Source organism: Rhodococcus sp. MTM3W5.2 (assembly GCF_001984015.1).
Taxonomy (GTDB): Bacteria; Actinomycetota; Actinomycetes; order Mycobacteriales; family Mycobacteriaceae; genus Rhodococcus_G; species Rhodococcus_G oryzae.
This window is the reverse complement of record NZ_CP019572.1, coordinates 2,931,535-2,951,665: the sequence shown is the minus strand read 5'-3', so window position 1 is coordinate 2,951,665 and position 20,131 is coordinate 2,931,535. Positions and strand designations below refer to the sequence as shown.

Sequence of the window (20,131 nt, the reverse complement as noted above, 5' to 3'; positions counted from 1 at the left end):
CGCCGCGACACTCTGCGTCGCGCTCGGATGGCAAGTCCGACTTGCTGGTTGGCAATCGCTTGCCGGCGGTCGGTGGCAGATCCGATGTCCCTCTGGTCGCGGGCCGAGACGTTTCCGCCCGGCGCCTGTTCCGTCCGGTGCGTATCCGGGTGTTCATGGCCTACTCCTGGTTGCCCCCCGCCTCCCGGCTGCGCCACCCCATTGCGTCACTGTGACGTTATGGGGTGGCGGCAATTCACTGAGTCGCCGAGACTTTGAGTCGAACCGTAGGTCGAGCGCGTGTTCGTCGCACGGCACCTGCGCACATCGCGATGGACGACCGGCCGTTCGCTTCCGTTTCCGCGGCGTCGACCGCGACTGAATGTCTGCACTCCCCTGAACGCGCCTCCCTGGCACGTCGGGTCATATTGTCACTGTGATGAAATGCGCACCACGCGTCCACTCAGGTGCGACGCCCGAGGCGGGCGGCGAGCACGGGACCTATCACGGACAACGACGATGGTTCGATCATCTCGTTGTGCCCACAGTCGACGGGGTACTCGTCGATGCCACCGGTGACGAGCGGCCGCCACTCCTGCGCCGAGCGATCGGTGCCCCCGCCCTGCCCGCGCTGCGCCGGGAACACCAGCAGGTCACCGTCGAACACACCAGGCACGAAGCGGTGCACCAGCAGCCGCGAGTTCGCGTATCCGTCGTTGATCCGCTCGAGGTGCGCAGCGGTGACCCCCGCGCTGCCGAGGAACTCGCCAAGCATGTGCGCCGCGGAATCGTAGGTCAGGTCCCGATGCCGCTCGGGCGCACCGACGTCCAGCCCGAGACCACGCAGCAGGTCCGCGATCTCGAGCCGTCCGAGCAGGGGGTCCGAGCCGTCGTCCGGGTAGCTGTCCATGACCGCCAGGGTCGAGACGGACTCCCCCCGACTCTGCAGTTCGACGGCCATCGCGTGCGCGAGGACACCGCCGAGGGACCAACCGAGCAGGTCGTACGGCCCCTCGGGCGCGATCGCGCGCATCTCGTCGACATACCGCCGCGCGAGCTCCTCGATCGATCCGTACCCAGGACCGCCGGTGATCGCGGGTAGTTGCAGGCCGAACACTGGTCGATCGGCGGGCAGGTATCGGACCAGCCCGGTGTATCCCCACGACAATCCGATTCCGGGATGGACACAGAACAGCGGGCGGCCGGTTCCGCTGCCGCGCAGCGGGATCACGACCCGGAGGGCGTCCTCGACGCTCACGACCTGGAAGGCGGACTCGGCACCGATCCGGCCGGCCATCCCGGCCGGTGTCGGATCCAGGAAGAGCATCTGCAACGAGACCTCCCTGCCGAGCCGCTCACGGAGTTCGGTGACCACGCGGGTCGCCGACAGCGAGTTGCCACCGCGGTCGAAGAAGCTGTCGTCGGCGCCGATCCGTTCCACCCCGAGCACCGAGGCGAACGCGCCTGCGACCGCCGACTCCACGGGACCGGCTGGTTCTCGGAACGCGGCTGTCGTGAACGTCGGCATCGGCAGGGCGTCCCGGTCGAGCTTGCCCGTCGGGGTGGACGGGATCTGGTCGAGCACCGTGACCGAGGCCGGCACCATGTGGCTCGGAAGTCGCTGCGCCGCAGCGCGCCGGAGTTCGTCGGGCGCGAGGTGCGCGTCGCCGGTCGCGCGCACATACGAGCACAGCAGCGTGTCGCCCGCCGGTCCGGTGCGCGCGATCGTCACCGCGAACCCGACGCCCGGCTGCGCGGTGAGCACGGCGTCGATCTCGGCGGGTTCGATGCGGAAGCCGCGGACCTTGACCTGGAAGTCGCTGCGGCCGACGTACTCGAGCGTGCCGTCGATCCGTCGTCGGACCAGGTCGCCGGTGCGATAGATCCTCTCACCGGACCGGCCGAACGGGTCGGCGACGAAGCGGTCGGCGGTCAACGCGGGCCGACGGTGGTAGCCGCGGGCGAGGGCTGACCCCGCGACGTACAGCTCCCCCACCACACCCTGTGCCACCGGGTGCAGGCGCGCGTCGAACACCAGCTCGGACACGCCGCGGATCGGTCCACCGAACGTGATCGGGGCACCTGCGGCCATCGGGTCGCTGATGTTCGACATGATCGTGGTCTCGGTGGGGCCGTACGCGTTGAGCATCGTGCGGTCCGGCGCCCACCGCGCCACCAGTTCCCGGGTGCATGGTTCACCGGCGACGACGAGGACCCGGAGCGCATCGAGCCGGCCGGGATCCACCGACTCCAGCGCGGTCGGGGTGATGAATCCGTGTGTGACGCGACCGGTTTCGAGGGCCGCGGCCAGCTCCGCGCCCCCGCGCACGTGCGGCGGGACGACCACCATGGTCGCGCCCGCGCTCAGCGCCATCACCATCTCGAACACCGATGCGTCGAAGCTCGGGGACGCGAAGTGCAGGGTGCGGGCATCCGGGGTGACGTCGAGGCGGGTACGTTCTTCGGCGGCGAGGTTCGCCAGACCCCGGTGGGTGAGCACGACGCCCTTCGGGACGCCGGTCGATCCGGAGGTGTAGATCAGGTACGCGGGGTGGTCGACGCATACGGGGCCGATCCGCTCGGCATCGCCGATCGCCGCGTCCGACATGACCGCGACCGCCTCCGTCGTGTCGGGATCGTCGAGCACCACCCAGTCGACGTTGTCGGGCAGACGATTCCGCGTCTCGTCGACGGTCACCCCCAGCACCGCGCCCGAATCACCGAGCATGTGCTCGATCCGCCCGGCCGGGTGGCCCGGGTCGACCGGCAGGAACGCCGCCCCGGTCTTCGCGACCGCCCACACCGCGAGCACCGACTCGAGCGACCGCGACAAGGCGAGCGCGACGTAGCGCTCCGGACCGGCACCGCGGCCGATCAGCATCCGCGCCAGCCGGTTCGATCGCCGATCCAGCTCCCCGTACGAGACCTCGACGCCGTCGCAGGCGACCGCGGTCGCATCGGGATCGTGCCCGGCCCTGGCCAGCAGCTCGGGCAGCAACAGCTCTGGGGCGTCGGGGCCGCCGTGCGCAGGGGCGAGCTCGCGCAGTTCGTCGTCGCGCAGGATCGCGATGTCGCCGACGGCTCCGTGCGGATCGTCGAGCGCGGATTCGAGGACCAGGAGGAATCGTTCGGCGACATTGCGCACCGTCGCGGCGTCGAACAGGTCCGTCGCGTACTCGATGCTCCCGGCGATACCGGCAGGGGCGCCCGAGTCGTCGAACTGCTCGGCGAGCACGAACTCGAGATCCTCCTTCACCACACCGGAATGCGGGGCGAGGCCCTCGACCGTCAGGCCCGGCAGATCGAGGCGGGCCCGCGTGTCGTTCTGGAACTCCAACGCCACCTGGAAGATCGGCGAGTACGCCGTCGAGCGCGGCGGGTCGAGCGCCTCGACCACCCGCTCGAACGGGAGGTCGGCATGTGCGAAGGCGCCGAGGTCCACCTCCCGCACGGCGCCCAGCAGATCGGCGAACGGCTGCGCGGGATCGATCCGGGTACGCAGCGCCAGCGTTCCGACGAACATGCCGACCAGGTCGTCGAGCGCCGGTTCTCCCCTGCCCGCGACCGGCGTGCCGATCACGATGTCATCGGTGTCGCCGAGGCGGCTCAGCAGCACCGCGAGCGCGGCGTGCACGGTCATGAACACGCTCGTCCCGTGCCGCCGGGCGAACTCCTCGAGACTGCGGTGCAGCTGCGGATCGATCGCGAAGCCGGTACGCGCGCCGCGGAACGACTGCTGGGACGGGCGCGGTCGATCCGTCGGCAGGCCCAGCAGGTCCGGTGCCCCCGCCAGGGTCGAGGTCCAGTGGTCGAGCTGCCGCGCGGCCAGCGACCCCGGGTCGTCGGCGTCACCGAGCAGTCGGCGCTGCCACAGCGTGTAGTCGACGTACTGGACCGCGAGCGGTGACCACTCGGGTGCGCGGCCCGCCGCCCGCGCCGCGTACGCGCGGACCAGGTCCCGGGACAGCGGACCCATCGAGAGCCCGTCGACCGAGATGTGGTGCGCCACCAGTACCAGGACGTGCTCATCGGCACCGAGCTCGAACAGCGCGCCGCGGACCGGCACCCGGGCGGTGACGTCGAACCCGGCGGACACCTCGGCGTGGATCCGCCGGGCGAGCTCGGGCTCGTCCGGGACCGGCACCGGCCGCAGGTCGGGCGCCGCCTCGGACGCCGGGCGGATCTCCTGGACCGGGCCGTCTCGTCCGGTCGGGAAGACGGTCCGCAACGACTCGTGCCGGTCGATCACGTCGGCAAGGGCGGCGTCGAGGGCCGGGGCGTCGAGGGCACCCGACAGACGCACCACCAGCGGGACGTTGTAGGCGGGCGATGCCGGGTCGAACTGGTTGATGAACCACATCCGCTGCTGCGCCGCGGACAGCGGGATCACCTCCGGTCGTTCGAGCGCCTCGAGCGCGGGACGACCGGACGCTCCCGTCTCCGTGTGCTCGATGCGCTCGGCCAGTGCCGCCGCGGTCGGCGCAGCGAAGAGCTCGCGGACCCCCAGGTCGACGCCGAGGGTCTCCCGGAGCCGGGCGACCACGCGCGTTGCGGACAGTGAATTGCCGCCGAGTTCGAAGAAGTCGTCGCCGATCCCAACGCGGTCCACCCCGAGCGTGGTCGCGAACACCTCGGTCACCGCCTCCTCCACCGGGTTGGTCGGCGCCAGGAACGCCATCGGGGTGTGGCCGAACCGGGGATCGGGCAGTGCGCGGCGATCGAGCTTCCCGGTGGGACCGAGCGGGATCTCGTCGAGCACGACGATCGATGCAGGCACCATGAAATCGGGGACCCGCGCGGACAACCGGGATCGGAGATCGTCGACGTCGATGTCCCGGCCGTCGACCGGAGCCACATAGGAGACCAGCACGGTGTCGCCGCCCGGCCCGGGGCGGCCGAGGGTGGCCGCGAACCGGACGTCGGGGTGCGCGGTGAGTACGGCGTCGATCTCGCCGAGTTCGATGCGGAAGCCCCGGACCTTCACCTGGAAGTCGCTGCGCCCGCGGTACTCGAGCTTCCCGTCCCTGCTCCACACCCCGACGTCGCCGGAGCGGTACATCCGCTCGCCGGGCGCGCCGAACGGGTCGGCAACGAATCGTCCGGCGGTCGTGCCTGCCCGCCGATGGTAGCCGCGGGCCAGGCCGGGGCCGGCGATGTAGATCTCCCCCTCGACGCCAACAGGCACCGGCTGCAGTCGCGCGTCGAGCACCATCTCGGCGACGCCGCGGATCGGCCCGCCAAGGGGAATCGGCACGACGCCCGGCACGCAGTCCTCGATGTTCACCACGATCGTGGTCTCCGTCGGCCCGTATCCGTTGACCATGCGCCGCTGCGGCAGCCAGTTCGCGATCAGTTCCGGTGGCCACGCCTCGCCGCCGACCATCACGCACTGCATGTCGTCGAGCCCAGCCGGGTCGATCGAGGCGAGGGCGGCAGGCGTGATGAAGGCGTGGGTGACGCGCTGGTCCTTCAGCAACGCGGCCAGATCCGCGCCGCCGTAGACACTTCGGGGCACGATCACCATGGTCGCGCCTGCCGCGAAGCACAGCAGGTACTCGAGTAGTGAGACGTCGAAACTGGGTGACGAGAAGTGCAACGTCCGGGAGTCCGCGGTCACCGCGCACCGATCCCGTTGCTCGTCGGCGTAGTTCCCCAGGCCCCGATGGGTCAGGGTGACCGCCTTGGGCAGGCCGGTGGAGCCGGATGTGTAGATCAGGTACGCAGGATGGTCGATCCGCACGGGCGCCGTGCGCTCGGCGTCGGTCACCGGCGCCGCCGGTCGGGATGCACAGTCCGCGGCGAATCCGGGGTCGTCGAGCGTCAACCACGGCACCGTGTCGGGCAGCCGGTGCCGGTGCGCCGCGACGGTCAGCCCGACGCGTGCACCGGAGTCGGCGAGCATGTGCTCGACCCGCTCCTCGGGATAGTCCGGGTCCACCGGGACGAACGCGGCCCCGGTCTTGGCCACCGCCCACATCGCGAGCACCGACTCGACGGAGCGCGGAATACCGAGCGCGACTGAGGTTTCTGGCCCCGCTCCCCGGTCGATCAGTGCGCGCGCCAGGCGATTGGACCGGGCGTCGAGGTCCGCGTAGGTGACCTCGAGTCCGCCGGCGACCAGCGCGACCGCCTCCGGATCGTGGGCGGCCGACTCCGTCAGGATCTCCTGGAGCGTCCGGGCGGCGCTGGGCGGGCCGCCCCGCACCGGCGCCAGCATCCGGCGTTCGTCGGCGGTCAGCAGGTCGAGTCCGGCCAGGCGCCGCCGGGGGTCGTCACCGATCGCGCGCAGGACGTGCAGCAGCCTGCGGGCGGCGGCGTCGACCGCCGTCCGGTCGAGGAGGTCCGGGTGGAACTTCATCGTCAGGCGCAGACGGTCGGTCGCGGACGCGACCACGCTCAGCGGGTAGTGGGCGGCGTCGCGGACTTCGACGCCCTGCAGTCGCATCCCCGCGATGTCGGCGTCCGCGGGCAGGGCGCTGCGCACGGGATAGGACTCGAAAACGGTGAGCGTGTCGAAGCCCGCGGCCGGTCCCGCGGCACGCTGGACATCGGTGAGCCCGACGTGCTGGTGATCGAGCAGCGCCGCCTGCTCCGCCTGTACCCGATCGAGTAACGCGCCAAGGGTTTCCGCGGCATCGAGCCGGACCCGGACCGGCACGGTGTTGATGAACAGTCCGATCATCGATTCGATGCCGGGCACGTACGGGGGTCGGCCGGACACAGTGGCGCCGAAGACCACGTCGTCGCGACCGGTGAGGAGGCCGAGGACGATCGCCCATCCGACCGAGACGATGGTGTTGAGCGTCACGCCGCGCTCGTGCGCGAGGGCACGCAGCCGCTCGGTCGCCGGGCCGTCCAACTCGTATCGCATGTCCTGCGACGGCGCGGACTGCGCTGTCGCGGTAGATCCGTCGCGGACCAGCAGAGTGGGCTCGTCCGTACCGTCGAAGGCATCGGCCCACGCGCGCAGCGCCGCCGGCCGGTCCTGCGCCGCGAGCCATTCGAGATAGTCGCGGTGGGGCCGGACCCGTGCCAGCGTGGAGGTGTCACCGTCGGTCGCATAGAGGACGACGAGCTCCTCGAGCAGCAGCGGCGTCGACCACCCGTCGAGCAGGATGTGGTGGTTGGTCAGGATCAGGCGGTTCGTGCCATCGGGCATGCGCACCAGGCCGATCCGCAGCAGCGGCGGCGATGCCATGTCGAACCGGAGGGCGCGGTCCTCGGCCAGGAACTCACCGAACCGCTCCGACGCCGCCGGTTCGGTGAACGCGCGCAGGTCGGTCTCCGTCCACGGCGCGGCCACTTCGCAGGTGACGATCCGTACGGCCTCCCCGTCCGGCGCGCGTACGAACGCCGTACGCAGATTCGCGTGCCGGTCGAGCAGACTCTGAACAGCACGATGCAGGCGCAGCGAGTCCACCTCGCCGCCCAGCGTGAGGATCAGCTGCACCAGGTACGCGTCCACCGAGGCGCCAGCGAGCTCGGCATGGAAGAACATGCCGCGCTGTATCGGTGTCAGCGGCCACACGTCGGACAGGGACGGGAACCGGGCCTCGAACCGCTCGACGTCCGACTGGTCCAGGTGCACCAGACCCAGATCCGACGGGGTCCGCCCGCCCGCACCCGGTGCGCTCGCCCGCTCGACCACCCCCGCGCGGCAACGATCCACCCCTGCGCGAGCCGTTCCACGTCCGCGGCATCGAGCACGCGGCGAGGGAAGGCCCACGTCGCCCTGATTCGCGGGCCGTCAGGGCCGGGCACCGTCACCGCGTTGACGTCGATCGCGAACGCCGCCGGCACGTCCGCCGCGACCGCATCGTGCAGCCCGGCTTCCGTGACAGGAAGCCAGCTTCCGTCACCGCGCGGTTCGACGCCGCCGCCCAGCCGACCGAGATAGTTGAAGCTGATCTCCGGCTCGGGCAACCCGCGCAGCTCGGCCCCGGCCTCGTCGCCGAGGTACCGGAGCAGGCCGTACCCGATCCCGTGGTCGGGTACGGCGCGCAACTGCTCCTTGACCGACTTCACCGCCGCACCCGCGGCGGCTCCCCCGCCGCGGGCCTGGTCGATGTCGATGCCGGACAGATCCAGCCGCACCGGGTAGATCGAGGTGAACCACCCCACCGTGCGGGACAGGTCGGCGCCCGGCACCACCTGGGGCTCGCGGCCGTGCCCCTCGAGCGCCACCACGACGTCGTCGGTGTCGAGGCCGCGGCCGCGCCGCCAGTGCACGAGCGCGAGGGCCAGCGCGGTGAGGAGTCCGTCCTCGACGACGCCGTGGAACACCCGCGGCACCGTGGTCGTCAGGCCCAGGGTCACGTCGGCAGGCAATTCCACCTCGACGCGCTCGAGGGTGCCCGCGATGTCGACAGACGGATCGAGTTCTCCCGCAGCGCGTCCCACGGATGCTCGGGAGACCGTCGACCGCCACAGGTCCAGCTCGCAGGTGCGGTCCCGCGCCGCCCGCACGAGCCCGTCCGCCCATGTCCGCATCGAGGTGCCGATCGCCGGAAGGTCCGGCTGCGCGCCGTCCATCACCTGCGTGCAGGCGAGCGCGAGGTCGGGGATCAGGATCCGCCACGAGACCCCGTCGATGACGAGGTGGTGGGCGACGACGAGCAACCGGGCCGCGTCTCCCCCGACGAGGTGCACGAACTGGATCATGCTGCCGGACTCCGGATCCAGCAGGTCGGCGGCCGCCTCCAGTGCACCCTGGGTCCCATGGTCCGCTCCGGCGACGCTGTCGATCGGGACCTGTCGCACGATCGTGGCGGCGGGCACCGCCCCCGGTGGTCGTACCTCGAGCCGCCACCCGGACTCGGAGCGGGCATCCGGGCGCAGCCGGGCCCGCAGCATGTCGTGCCGGTCCAGGACCGCGTCCACCGCCCGGGTGAGAGATTCGAGGTCGATCTCGGCGGGCACCGCGAGCAGGACCGACTGCGAGTAGCGGCGGAAGTCGCCACCGCGCCGCGTGCCCGCGCGCTCGACCAGCCACCGCATGATCGGGGTGAGTGGGACGTCGCCGACGCCGCCGCCCGGCAGCTCCGGCAGCGCGACGACATCGTCGGTGCCGGTGAGGTCGGCGACCTCGGCGAGACCGGCGACGGTGCGGCGCTCGAACACGTCGCGCGGCGTGAACGCCAGCCCCGCGGCCTTCGCCCGCGACACCAGCTGGATGGACATGATCGAGTCGCCGCCGAGCCCGAAGAACGATTCGTCGGCACCGACCGTCTCGACACCGAGAAGCTCCGCGAACAGTCTCGCCAGCAGGCGTTCGGTCCCGGTGCCGGGTGCTCTCCCACCCACGGTCTCTGGCCGCGGTTCGGGGAGTGCGGCGCGGTCGAGCTTGCCGTGTGCGGTGATCGGGAACTCCGCGAGGACCGTCGTCACGGACGGCACCAGGTGTCCGGGCAACCGGAGGGCGACGGCCTCGGTGACCGAGGCCGGATCGAGGGCGGCACCGGACTCGGGGACCACGTAGGCCACCAGGCGCGCGGCGCCGTCGGCAGGCCCGGGTCGCGCCAGCACCACGGCGGACCCGACACCAGGAACCGCGGTCAGCGCCGACTCGACCTCCCCCGGCTCCACCCGGAATCCCCGGATCTGGACCTGGGAGTCGCTGCGTCCGAGGAACTCGAGCTCGCCGTCCGAGGTCCAGCGGGCCCGATCGCCGGTGCGGTACATCCGCCCCGCGGGACCGAACGGGTCGGCGACGAAGCGTCCCGCGGTCAGCCCGGGCCGTCCCCGGTATCCCCGTGCCACCTGCGCGCCCGACACATACAGCTCGCCCGCCACCCCGAGCGGCGCGGGGCGCAACCGCTCGTCGAGCACCCACACCCGCACACCAGGCAGTCCGAGGCCGATCACCGATCCGGTGGAACGCGGCCCGGTGACCGCCGCGACGTCGATCGTCCGCCACGTCACGTGCACGCAGGTCTCGGTGATACCGAACATGTTCACAAGAGCAGGCGCGGTGACGCCGTGCCGTTCGACCCACCCCGCCAGGCGGGCCACGTCCAGCGCCTCGCCGCCGAACACCACCCAGCGGAGCGCGAGGGTGCCGTCGTCGGCGGCGGCATCGGCCTGCGCGAACTGGTAGAACGACGACGGCGTCTGGCTCAGCATCGTCACCGACTCGGAGACCAGCAGGCGGCGCAGCTCGTCCGGGGAACGCGCGGTGTCGTGCCCGACGACAACCAACCGGCCGCCGAACCCCATGGCGCCCCACAGTTCCCACACAGCGAAGTCGAACGCGAACGAATGGAACATCGTCCACACGTCGCCCGCACCGAAGCCGAGCACGGCGCGGGCGCCGGTCAGCAGCGTCACCGCGTTCCGATGCGTCACCGCGACACCCTTGGGTCTTCCGGTCGAACCCGACGTGTAGATCACGTAGGCAACGGAATCCGCGTGCAGCGGGCCCGTGCGATCGGCGTCGGCGACCGGCGTGGCGCTCAGGGAGTCGAGCTGTGCGCGCACGTTCGGGTCGTCGAGGTGCACAACGGGTGCACCGGCGACCAGGTCCCCCTGCACGCTCGCGTCGACCAGCACGCAGGCCGGTGCCGCATCGCCAAGCAGGAACTCGATGCGCGCCGCCGGGTACGACGGGTCCACCGGCAGGTAGGCCGCACCCGACCGCGCGACCCCGACAAGCGCGGCCACCAGGTCCGCCGATCGTTCCATCATCACGGCAACCAGCGACTCCGGACCGATGCCGCGGTCGATCAGCCAGCGCGCCAGCCGGTTCGAACGCGCGTCGAGCTCGCGGTAGGTCATCCGCGAGTCCGCGGCGACCACGGCGACCGTGTCCGGATCGGCGGCGACCGTCGCGGCGAACAGGTCCGGCAGAGTCCAGTACGCCGGCACCGCCGACACCGGGCCGGTCGCGCGCGCTGCGGCCTCCTCGCGCGCGAGCGCCCCCGCGACGTCGATGTCTCCGACCAGGACGGACGGATCGGCCGCGACGGCCGCGAGCACGCGGCCGAACATGTCCGCGAGCGCCGTCGCGGTGGACTCGTCGAACACGTCGGATGCGAACAGCAGCTCGCCCGTCAGACCCGCAGGGGCACCGGCTTCGTCGAACCGCTCGCCGATCCCGAACTGGAGGTCGAACTTCGCCTCGCCCATCTCGACGTCGAGCACCTCGGCCGTCAGTCCCGGCAGCCGGACGTGGGGATGCTCGACGTTGCGGAACTCGAGCATCACCTGGAACAGCGGGGTGTGCGAGGTGGATCGCGCCGACGCCGACCGTTCCACGAGCTGCTCGAACGGCACGTCGGCGTGTGCGAAGGCGTCCAGGTCCGCGTCCCGCGTCCCGGAGAGCACCGTGGCGAAGGAGTCCGCCGGTTCGACCGCGGTGCGTAGCACAAGGGTGTTCACGAACATGCCGACCACATCGTCCAGCTCGGCCTCGCCGCGCCCGGCGACCGGGGTTCCGACCACGACGTCACAGCCTGCTCCCACGCGGGACAGCAGCACCGCGAGCGCGGCGTGCACCACCATGAACACCGTCGAATCGTGCCTGCGGGCGAGTTCGACGAGCCCACGGTGCACGCCGGGATCCACCGAGAGTGCCGCCCGGCCACCGCGCGTCGAGCGCCGGACCTCGCGCGGGCGGTCGAGCGGCAACCCGGTCACCGGCGGCGCCCCCGCCAGTCGGCCCTCCCACCAGGCGAGTTCGCGGGCGACGCGGGAGTCCTGGTCGTCCCTGGAGCCAAGCATCGAGTGCTGCCACACGGCGAAGTCCGCGAACTGGACCGGCAGCGGCGCCCAATTCGGTGCACCGCCGCTGACCCGCGCCGCGTACGCCGTCGCGACGTCCCGCGCCAGGGGGCCGATCGAGAATCCGTCGGCCACGATGTGATGGACCACCAGTACGAGGAGGTGGTCGTCCGCCGCGATGCGCAGCAGCCGCAGCCGTACCGGAACCTCCTGAGCCACATCGAATCCCTCATGCACGATCTCGGCGACGCGGGCGGGTACCCGGTCCTCGGCAACCTGTTCCGGCGTCAGGTCGCCGACAACACCGGGCGCGGGCACCGTCACCTGGGACGGGCCTGCGGCAGGCTGGGACGGGCCTGCGGCCGGCGATGGGAACACTGTCCGCAGCGATTCCTGACGCTCAACCACGTCGACCAGCGCGCGCCGCAGGGCAGGAGCGTCGAGGCTGCCCGAGAGCCGCAACACCATCGGCACGTTGTACGCGGCCGACGCCGGATCGAACTGGTTGATGAACCACATGCGTTCCTGGGCCGATGACAGCGGGATGCGGGTGGGCCGGGTGCCCGTGCGCAACTCGTCCCCGTGCGGCGCGGTGACGCGCACACACCGGGGCGCGAGCGCCGCGGCGGTCCGGCACTCGAACAGATCACGCACCCCGATCCTGCTGCCGCACGCGCGGTTGATGCGGGCCACGGCCCGCGTCGCACTGAGGGAGTTGCCACCCAGCGTGAAGAAGTCGTCGTCGGCTCCCACCCGGTCGACGCCGGTCACCTCGGCGAACACGGTGACCAGACCGGCCTCGGTGGAGTTTCCCGGGACCCGGAATCGCGGTGTCAGGGAGTCGAAGTCCGGTTCGGGCAGCGCGGCGCGGTCCAGCTTTCCGACCGGGGTCAGCGGTATCGCGTCGAGCACCATCACCGTGGTCGGCACCATGTGCACCGGCAGGATCCGGAGCGCGTGGTCTGTCAGGGCGGCGACGTCGACGCCGGCCGCGGAGTTCGGCATGACATACGTCACCAACATCGGGTCGCCTGCTTCCCGTGGCCGCGCGACCGTGACGGCGAACCCGACCGCCGGGTGTGCGGCGAAGACCGCGTCGATCTCCCCGAGCTCGATGCGCAGTCCCCGCACCTTCACCTGGAAGTCGCTGCGGCCCAAGTAGTCGAGCGTGCCGTCCGGCCACCACCGGACGACGTCACCGGTGCGGTACATGCGGTCGCCGGGCGCGCCGCCGGGGGCGGGCACGAATCGCGCCGCGGTCAACGCGGCCCGGCGATGGTATCCGCGGGCCAGCCCCGCTCCCGCGAGGTACAGCTCTCCTGGCACGCCGGCCGGGACCGGACGCAGGAAGCCGTCGAGGACGAACACGTCGGTGCCGCGCACGGGGCCCCCGATCGTCACCTTCGCCCCGGGCACCAGGGGCGCACTGATCGTCGTCAGGACGGTCGACTCGGTCGGCCCGTATCCGTTGAGCATCGTTCGTCCCCGTGCCCAGTCGGCCACCAGTTCTGGACCGACGGCGTCGCCCGCGACCACCAGCACGTCGAGGGCATCGAGACGATCGGGATCGACGGTGGCGAGCGCGGCAGGTGTGATGCAGACGTGGGTTATCCGCTCGCGGCGCAGGAGTCGGCCCAGATCGGCACCGCCGTACACGTGCGGCGGCGCGATCACCAGGCACGCGCCCGCAGTGGCGGCCTGCAGCAGCTCGAGCACCGAGACGTCGAAACTCGGTGAGCACACGTGCAGGCAGCGCGCCGTCGCCGGAACGACATAGCGGTCCCGCTGCGCGGCGAGCAGGCTCGACAGGCCGCGGTGGGTGACGCTCACGCCTTTTGGCAGGCCCGTCGATCCCGACGTGTAGAGCAGGTACGCCGCGTCGTCGACGCGCAGGGTGGCCAGCCGCTCTGCCTCGGCGATGGAATCCGCAGGAAGTGCGGCGAGGTCCGCCGCGCACCCCGGATCATCGAGTACGAGCCAATGCACGGAGTCCGGCAGATTGCCGCGATCGGAGACGAGCGCCAGTCCGACGGCGGCGTCCGAGTCGGTGAGCATGTGCTGGACGCGGGCACGCGGGTAGGTCGGATCCACCGGTACGAACGCCGCACCGGTCTTTGCGACCGCCCATACGGCCGTCACCGACCGCACCGAACGCGGCAGGGCGATCACCACCGCCACGCCCGGCCGTGCCCCCGCACCGATCAGATACCGCGCCAACCGATTCGACTCCTCGTCGAGCTCCCGGTAGGACAGCCGAGCGTCCTCCGAGTCCACCGCGACGCCGTCGGGCTCGATCGCGGCTCCGGCGACGAGGATCTCCGGCAGCAGGCGTGGCGGGTTCGCCGGGCCGCCCCGAATGGGCGCGGCCTCCTCGTGCTCGGACAGCAGGTCGACCCGGGCGATGGGGCGCGCCCTATCCTGCGTGACGGTCGCGAGCGCGCGCCGCAGCTGGTCGGCGATCGAGTCCACCACGGCCGGGTCGAGCCGGTCCGGCCGGTACTTCAGCTGAAGCCGTAAGCGGTCGTCCACGCGCGCCAGCACGGTGAGTGGGTAGTGGGTGGCGTCGACACCCTCGACACCCACCACCCGTAGGCCGGCGATGTCGGTGGCGCGCGTGAGTGCCGAGCGGTCGACAGGGTACGACTCGAAGACCGTCAGGGTGTCGAACGTCGCCGCCGGACCCGCCTCCCGTTGGATCTCGGCGAGCCCGATGTGGTGGTGGTCGAGCATCTCCGCCTGCTCCGACTGCACACGACTGAGCAACTCGCCGACGCTTTCGCGGGATCGAACGCGATCCGGACCGGCACGGTGTTGATGAACAGTCCGATCATCGCCTCGATCCCGGGCACCTGCGGGGGACGGCCCGACACCGTCGCACCGAACACCACATCGGTGCGGCCGGTCAGTGCACCGAGCACCAGCGCCCAGGCGACCTGTACGACGGTGTTGACCGTGACCCCGTGCTCCCTGGCCACCGCCACCAGAGCCGCGGTCTCCTCGGCGGGCAAGGTCAGCGTCGCCTCCCCCGGTTCGGCCAGTGTCACGACTGCGTCGAGCGGAGCCTGCGGAGCGAGCACAGGGTCGAGCGGAGCCTGCGGATCGAGCACAGACCCGTCCCCGGGTACCAGCAGCGTCGGCCCGTCGGCGCCGGCGAGGGCCCGGCGCCACTCCGCGACACCGGACGCGTGGTCCTGCGCGGTCAGCCACGTCAGGTAGTCGCGGTAGTCGCCCGCCGGTGCCGACGTCGGCTCCCGGTCGGCGGCGTACAGGGCGAGCAACTCCTCGAGCAGCAGCGGCGTCGACCAGCCGTCCAGCAGGATGTGGTGGTGGGTGAGCAGCAGCCGGTGCTCCTCCGCTCCCGTCCGGACCAGTGTGAAGCGCAGCAGCGGTGCGCGGTCCATTACGAACGGCGTCGATCGATCCACCGCGAGCAGCTCCCGCCAGCGTTCCCGGCCCGCCGAGCCGTCCAGGCCGGACAGGTCGATCTCACTCCACGGCAACGAAACACGACCCTCGACGACCTGGTGGACCTCGCCCGCGTCGTCTTCGACGAAGCACACCCGCAGGTTCGGGTGGCGATCGAGCAGAGTCCGCGCGGCCCGGCGCATCCGCTCCGGCGACGGCCGGCCGTGCAGCCCGACGACGAGCTGGACGATGTACGCGTCGACCGATCGCTCCGCGAGACGGGCGTGGAACAGCAGTCCCGACTGCAGCGGGGTCAGCGGCCACACGTCCGTCAGCCCGGGTCGCCGTGCCTCGAGGGCGTCGATCGCCGCCTGGTCGAGCGGGACGAGATCGACGTCCGATGGGGTGAGCCCGCCCGCGCCTTCGGTGTTGGCGTAGGCGGCGAGCGCACCCAGCGCCCGGTGCCACAGGTCCGCGAGCCGGTGCACATCCGCGGCATCGAGAACCCCGGTCGGGAAGGTCCAGGACGACTGCAGGACAGCGCCTCCCGGCCGCGGCACGAACCCGGCCGCGATGTCGACGACGGCCGTCACGGGCATCTGTGGGTCGTGGGCGCTGCCGAGCCCGTAACGCGGGGTGGGCAGCCACGCCTGCGGATCGCCGCCTGCCCCCGCCGTGATCCGGCCCACGCCGGCGGTGCCGGCTATCCGGCCCAGGTAGTTGAAGACGATCTGGGGCTCGCGCCACCCGCGGACCCGCGCCCCCGACTCCCCGGCAAGCCCACGGAGCAGTCCGTAGCCGATCCCCCGATCCGGGATCGCCCGCAGCTCTTCCTTCACGAGCTTGACCGCAGCTCCGGCCGCCGCTCCCCCGGTGAACGCCTCGCCGAGGTCGATCGACGACAGATCCGGGCGCACCGGCGAGAGCGTCGTGAACCAGCCGACCGTGCGGGTCAGGTCCGCACCGGGCACGGCCGCCTCCTCCCGCCCGTGCCCCTCGACGCCGACAAGGACGTCCGACCGTTCGACGCCTCGCTCGGCGCGCCAGCGGACCACCGCCATCGCGAGGGCAGTCAGCAGCCCGTCGAGCACGTCGGCGCGGAGCGACGCAGGCAGCGCGGCGAGCACGGCCTCGGTGACCTCGGGGGACGCCTCGCTGGTCAGCACCTCGCTCGTGGCCATGACGTCGCGCGCGGAATCCAGCGGTCGCGATCCGATCGCCGGGTCGTCGCCGCCCAGGATTCGCTCCCACATCGGCCGTTCGCCGACCCGCTGCGGGGCAACATCTTCCAGAGCGTGCGCCCACCGGCGCATCGACGTGCCCACCGGCGCCAACTCGGGCACCCGCCCCTCCGACGCCTGCGCCCATGCCGACGCCAGGTCCGGCACCAGCACGCGCCACGACACGCCGTCGACGACGGCGTGGTGGACGACCAGCAGCAGCCGTCCGGTGCCGGACGGACCGTCGAACCACACGAGCTGCACCATCGTGCCTGCGGCCGGATCCAGGCGGTCGGCCGCGGCATCCGCCTCCGCGGCGGCGCGGACGTCGAACGCCGCGTCGTCCACCGAATCCACCTCGACGCGCGTCAGCACGTCCCGGCCCGTGACGCTGGCGGCGTCGGGCACCGTCATGCGCCAGCCACTCTCGGTACCACTGTCACGTTCGAGCCGGGCCCGGAGCATGTCGTGTGCGTCCAACACGGCCTGCACCGCGACCTCGAGCGTGACCCGGTCGACTCCGTGGGGCAGCGCCAACAGCACCGACTGGGAGAACCTGTCGATTCGGCCGGCACTGCGGCGGAGTATCCACGCGAGGATCGGGGTGAGCGGCACATCCCCGACGCCGCCGCCGGGCAACTCCTCGAGTGTCGCGGGCCGGGTTGCGACGCGCGAGTCCGCCACCGCGGCGAGTCCGGCGACCGTCGGGTGATCGAACACGTCACGCGGCGTGAGGGACAGCCCCGCCGCCTTCGCCCGCGCGACCAGCTGGATCGACATGATGCTGTCGCCGCCAAGGGCGAAGAACGAGTCCTCCATCCCGACCGTGTCCAGGCCGAGAACCTCGGCGAACAGCAGGCCCAGGTTCTCCTCGGCTGCGCCGGACGGTGCCCGGCCCACCGACACCTCCGCCCCGAGATCGGGAGTCGGCAGTGCTGCCCGGTCGCGCTTGCCGTGCACGGTCATCGGCATCTCGGACAGCACCACGATGTGCGCGGGAACCATGTACGCGGGCAGCCGTGCCGCGAGGGCCTCGTGCAGACGCGCCGTGTCCACCGCCGCCCCTGCGGCTGCCACCACGTACGCGATCAGCAGGTCTCCCCTTGGCCCGACCGCGCGCACGTCGGCCACCGCCTGACCGACGGATCCGGCTGCCGTCAGGCACGATTCGACCTCACCGAGCTCGATGCGATTGCCGCGCACCTTGACCTGCCGATCGCCGCGACCCAGGGAGACCAGCTGACCGTCGGCGGTCCACCGCACGAGATCCCCCGTGCGGTACATCCGCTCGCCGCCGGATTCGGCGACGAACCGGCCGGCCGTCAGCCCAGGACGCCGGTGGTAGCCGCGGGCCAACGCCGGGCCCGCAAGGTACAGCTCGCCGAGCACCCCGACCGGCACCGGCTGCAGCCTGCGATCGAGCACTCGCACACGGAATCCCGGTGCCGGGTGTCCCAACGTGATGGGCTCGCCCGGGGTCAGCGGATCGCTGATGCTCGCCGCGATGGTCGCCTCCGTCGGACCATACCCGTTGTGCATCCGCCGTCCGGGGGCCCAGCGGGCCACCAGGTCGGGCGGGCAGGCTTCGCCGCCCGACACCACGCACACCAGGTCGTCGAGTCCGGCCGGGTCCATCGCGGCGAGCGCCGTCGGGGTGAGGAAGCAGTGGGTCACGCGTTCGGCCGCGAGCAGCTCTCTCAGCTCGTCACCGCCGTACACGGTGGGCGGCGCGATCACCAGGGTCCCCCGGCACCGAAGGCGAGGATGAAGTCGAGGATCGAGGCGTCGAAGCTGGGCGACGTGAAGTGTAGTGCCCGGGAGCGTGGCGTCGTCCGGCAGCGCTTGTGCACGTGGTCGGCGAACGCCGCGAGACCGCGGTGAGAAACCGTGACGCCCTTCGGGATTCCCGTCGAGCCGGAGGTGTAGATCAGGTAGGCGGCCTGGTCGAGCCGCAGCCGGGTGGTCCGGTCGGTGTCACGGATCGGCGAGACGGCGGTGTGGTCGCGCATGAGACGGTCGGCGTCGAGCGTCCACCATCGCAGCGCGTCGGGGAGGGCGTCCCGGGACTGCGCGACGGTTAGCCCCAGGACCGCACCCGAATCGTCGAGCATGAAGGCGATCCGATCCGCCGGGTGCGCCGGGTCGATCGGGACGAAGGCGGCCCCGGTCTTCGCGACGGCCCACAGACCGATGATGTACTCGACGCTGCGGGGCATGCCGAGCGCCACAACAGAACCGGGTCCGACACCCACGTCGATCAGCCTGCGGGCGAGCCCGGTCGACACGCGGTCGAGGTCGAGGTACGAGATCTCGTTGCCGTCGAACCGGATTGCAGGCGATCGCGGATCGATCGCCGCCCCGGCCGCGAGCACAGCGGCCAGCGTGCGCGGCGGTGCCCCCGGCGCACCCCGCACCGCCGTGAGCGCGGCGCGCTCCGCACCGTCGAGGATCTCGATGTCCGCCACCGGCATGTCCGGGGACTGGGCCACAGCCTCCAGGATCCGCACGAATCTGTCGGCGAAGGTCCGCGCGGTGGCCTCGTCGAACATGTCGGTGGCGAACACCAGACCGGCGGCCATCCCGGCTGCGCCGCCCGTGGCGTCGAACTCCTCCGCCACGGTGAGCTGCAGGTCGAAGTTGGCGGCCACGTCGCCGGAGTCGAGCGCCTCCACTCGCAGGTCCGGCAGCGCGAGATCCGGCCGCGCGATGGTCCTGAACTCGAGCATCACCTGGAACAACGGCGTATGGGCGTGCGAGCGGGGCGGATCCAGCGCCTCCACAATCCGTTCGAACGGGATGTCCGCGTGCGTGAATGCGCCGAGGTCGGTCTCCCGGACCCGGCGAAGCAGTTCACCGAACGAGCACGCCCCGCCGACATCGCACCGCAGCACGAGGGTGCCGACGAACATCCCGACCATGTCGTCGAGAGCCGCGGCCCCGCGCCCGGCGATCGGGGTGCCGATCGCGATGTCGTCGGTGCAGGCAAGCCGGGACAGCAGGGTGGCTAGCGCCGCATGCACCACCATGAACACGCTCGCATCGTGCCGATGGGCGAGCGCGATCAGGCTCCGGTGCAGGCGCTCGTCGACTGTGAACGCGACCCGCCCACCGGACTGCGAGCGGACCGCAGGCCGTGGCCTGTCGCTCGGCAGATCCAGTACCTCGTCCAGGCCCGACAGCGTGGTGGTCCAGTAGTCGAGCTGACGGGCGAGCGGGGACGACGCGTCGTCCTCACTGCCCAGCCATTCGCGCTGCCACAGTGAGTAGTCCGCGTACTGCGCGGTCAACGGCGGCCACTGCGGTGCACCGCGACACAGCCGCGCGGCATACGCGGCTGCCACGTCCCGCGCCAGCGGGTTCAGCGAGAAGCCGTCCGCGAGAATGTGGTGCAGCACCACGGTGAGCACGTGGTTCGTCTCGTCGGCCCGGAACAGGATCGCCCGCAGCGGAATCTGGTCCGCGACGTCGAAGCCCCGTGCCGTCGCCGCCCACATCCGGGCGTGCAGGTCGTCCGCATCACGTACCCGGACGACCTCGAGTCCGGGCTCGGCCAACTCGGCGGGCAGGATCTCCTGGCACGGCCCGTCGTCGGTGAGCGGGTAGACCGTGCGCAAGGATTCGTGTCGGGCGATGACGTCGCCGAGCGCGGCCCGCAGCGCCGAGACGTCGAGGTGACCCGACAATCGCAGCGAGAACGAGATGTTGTAGGCCGGGGACTGCGGATCGTACTGGTTGACGAACCACATCCGCAGCTGCGCAGGGGACAACGGGATCCGGGCGGGCCGGGCCTGCGGGATCAGCGGCGATCG

At 71.7% G+C, this 20,131-nt stretch carries 1 protein-coding gene and 2 pseudogenes; all 3 read right to left on the bottom strand.

The window, feature by feature from the left end:
- Positions 1 to 442 precede the first annotated feature (442 nt).
- Positions 443 to 7,627, bottom strand: coding sequence for a non-ribosomal peptide synthetase (locus tag BTZ20_RS29470; protein ID WP_317616037.1), 7,185 nt, complete (start codon positions 7,625 to 7,627; stop codon positions 443 to 445).
- A 74-nt stretch (positions 7,628 to 7,701) separates the two neighbouring features.
- A pseudogene (locus BTZ20_RS29835) lies at positions 7,702 to 8,868 on the bottom strand (condensation domain-containing protein); the annotation flags it as partial.
- A 12-nt stretch (positions 8,869 to 8,880) separates the two neighbouring features.
- A pseudogene (locus BTZ20_RS29465) lies at positions 8,881 to 20,095 on the bottom strand (amino acid adenylation domain-containing protein); the annotation flags it as partial.
- Positions 20,096 to 20,131: the final 36 nt, after the last annotated feature.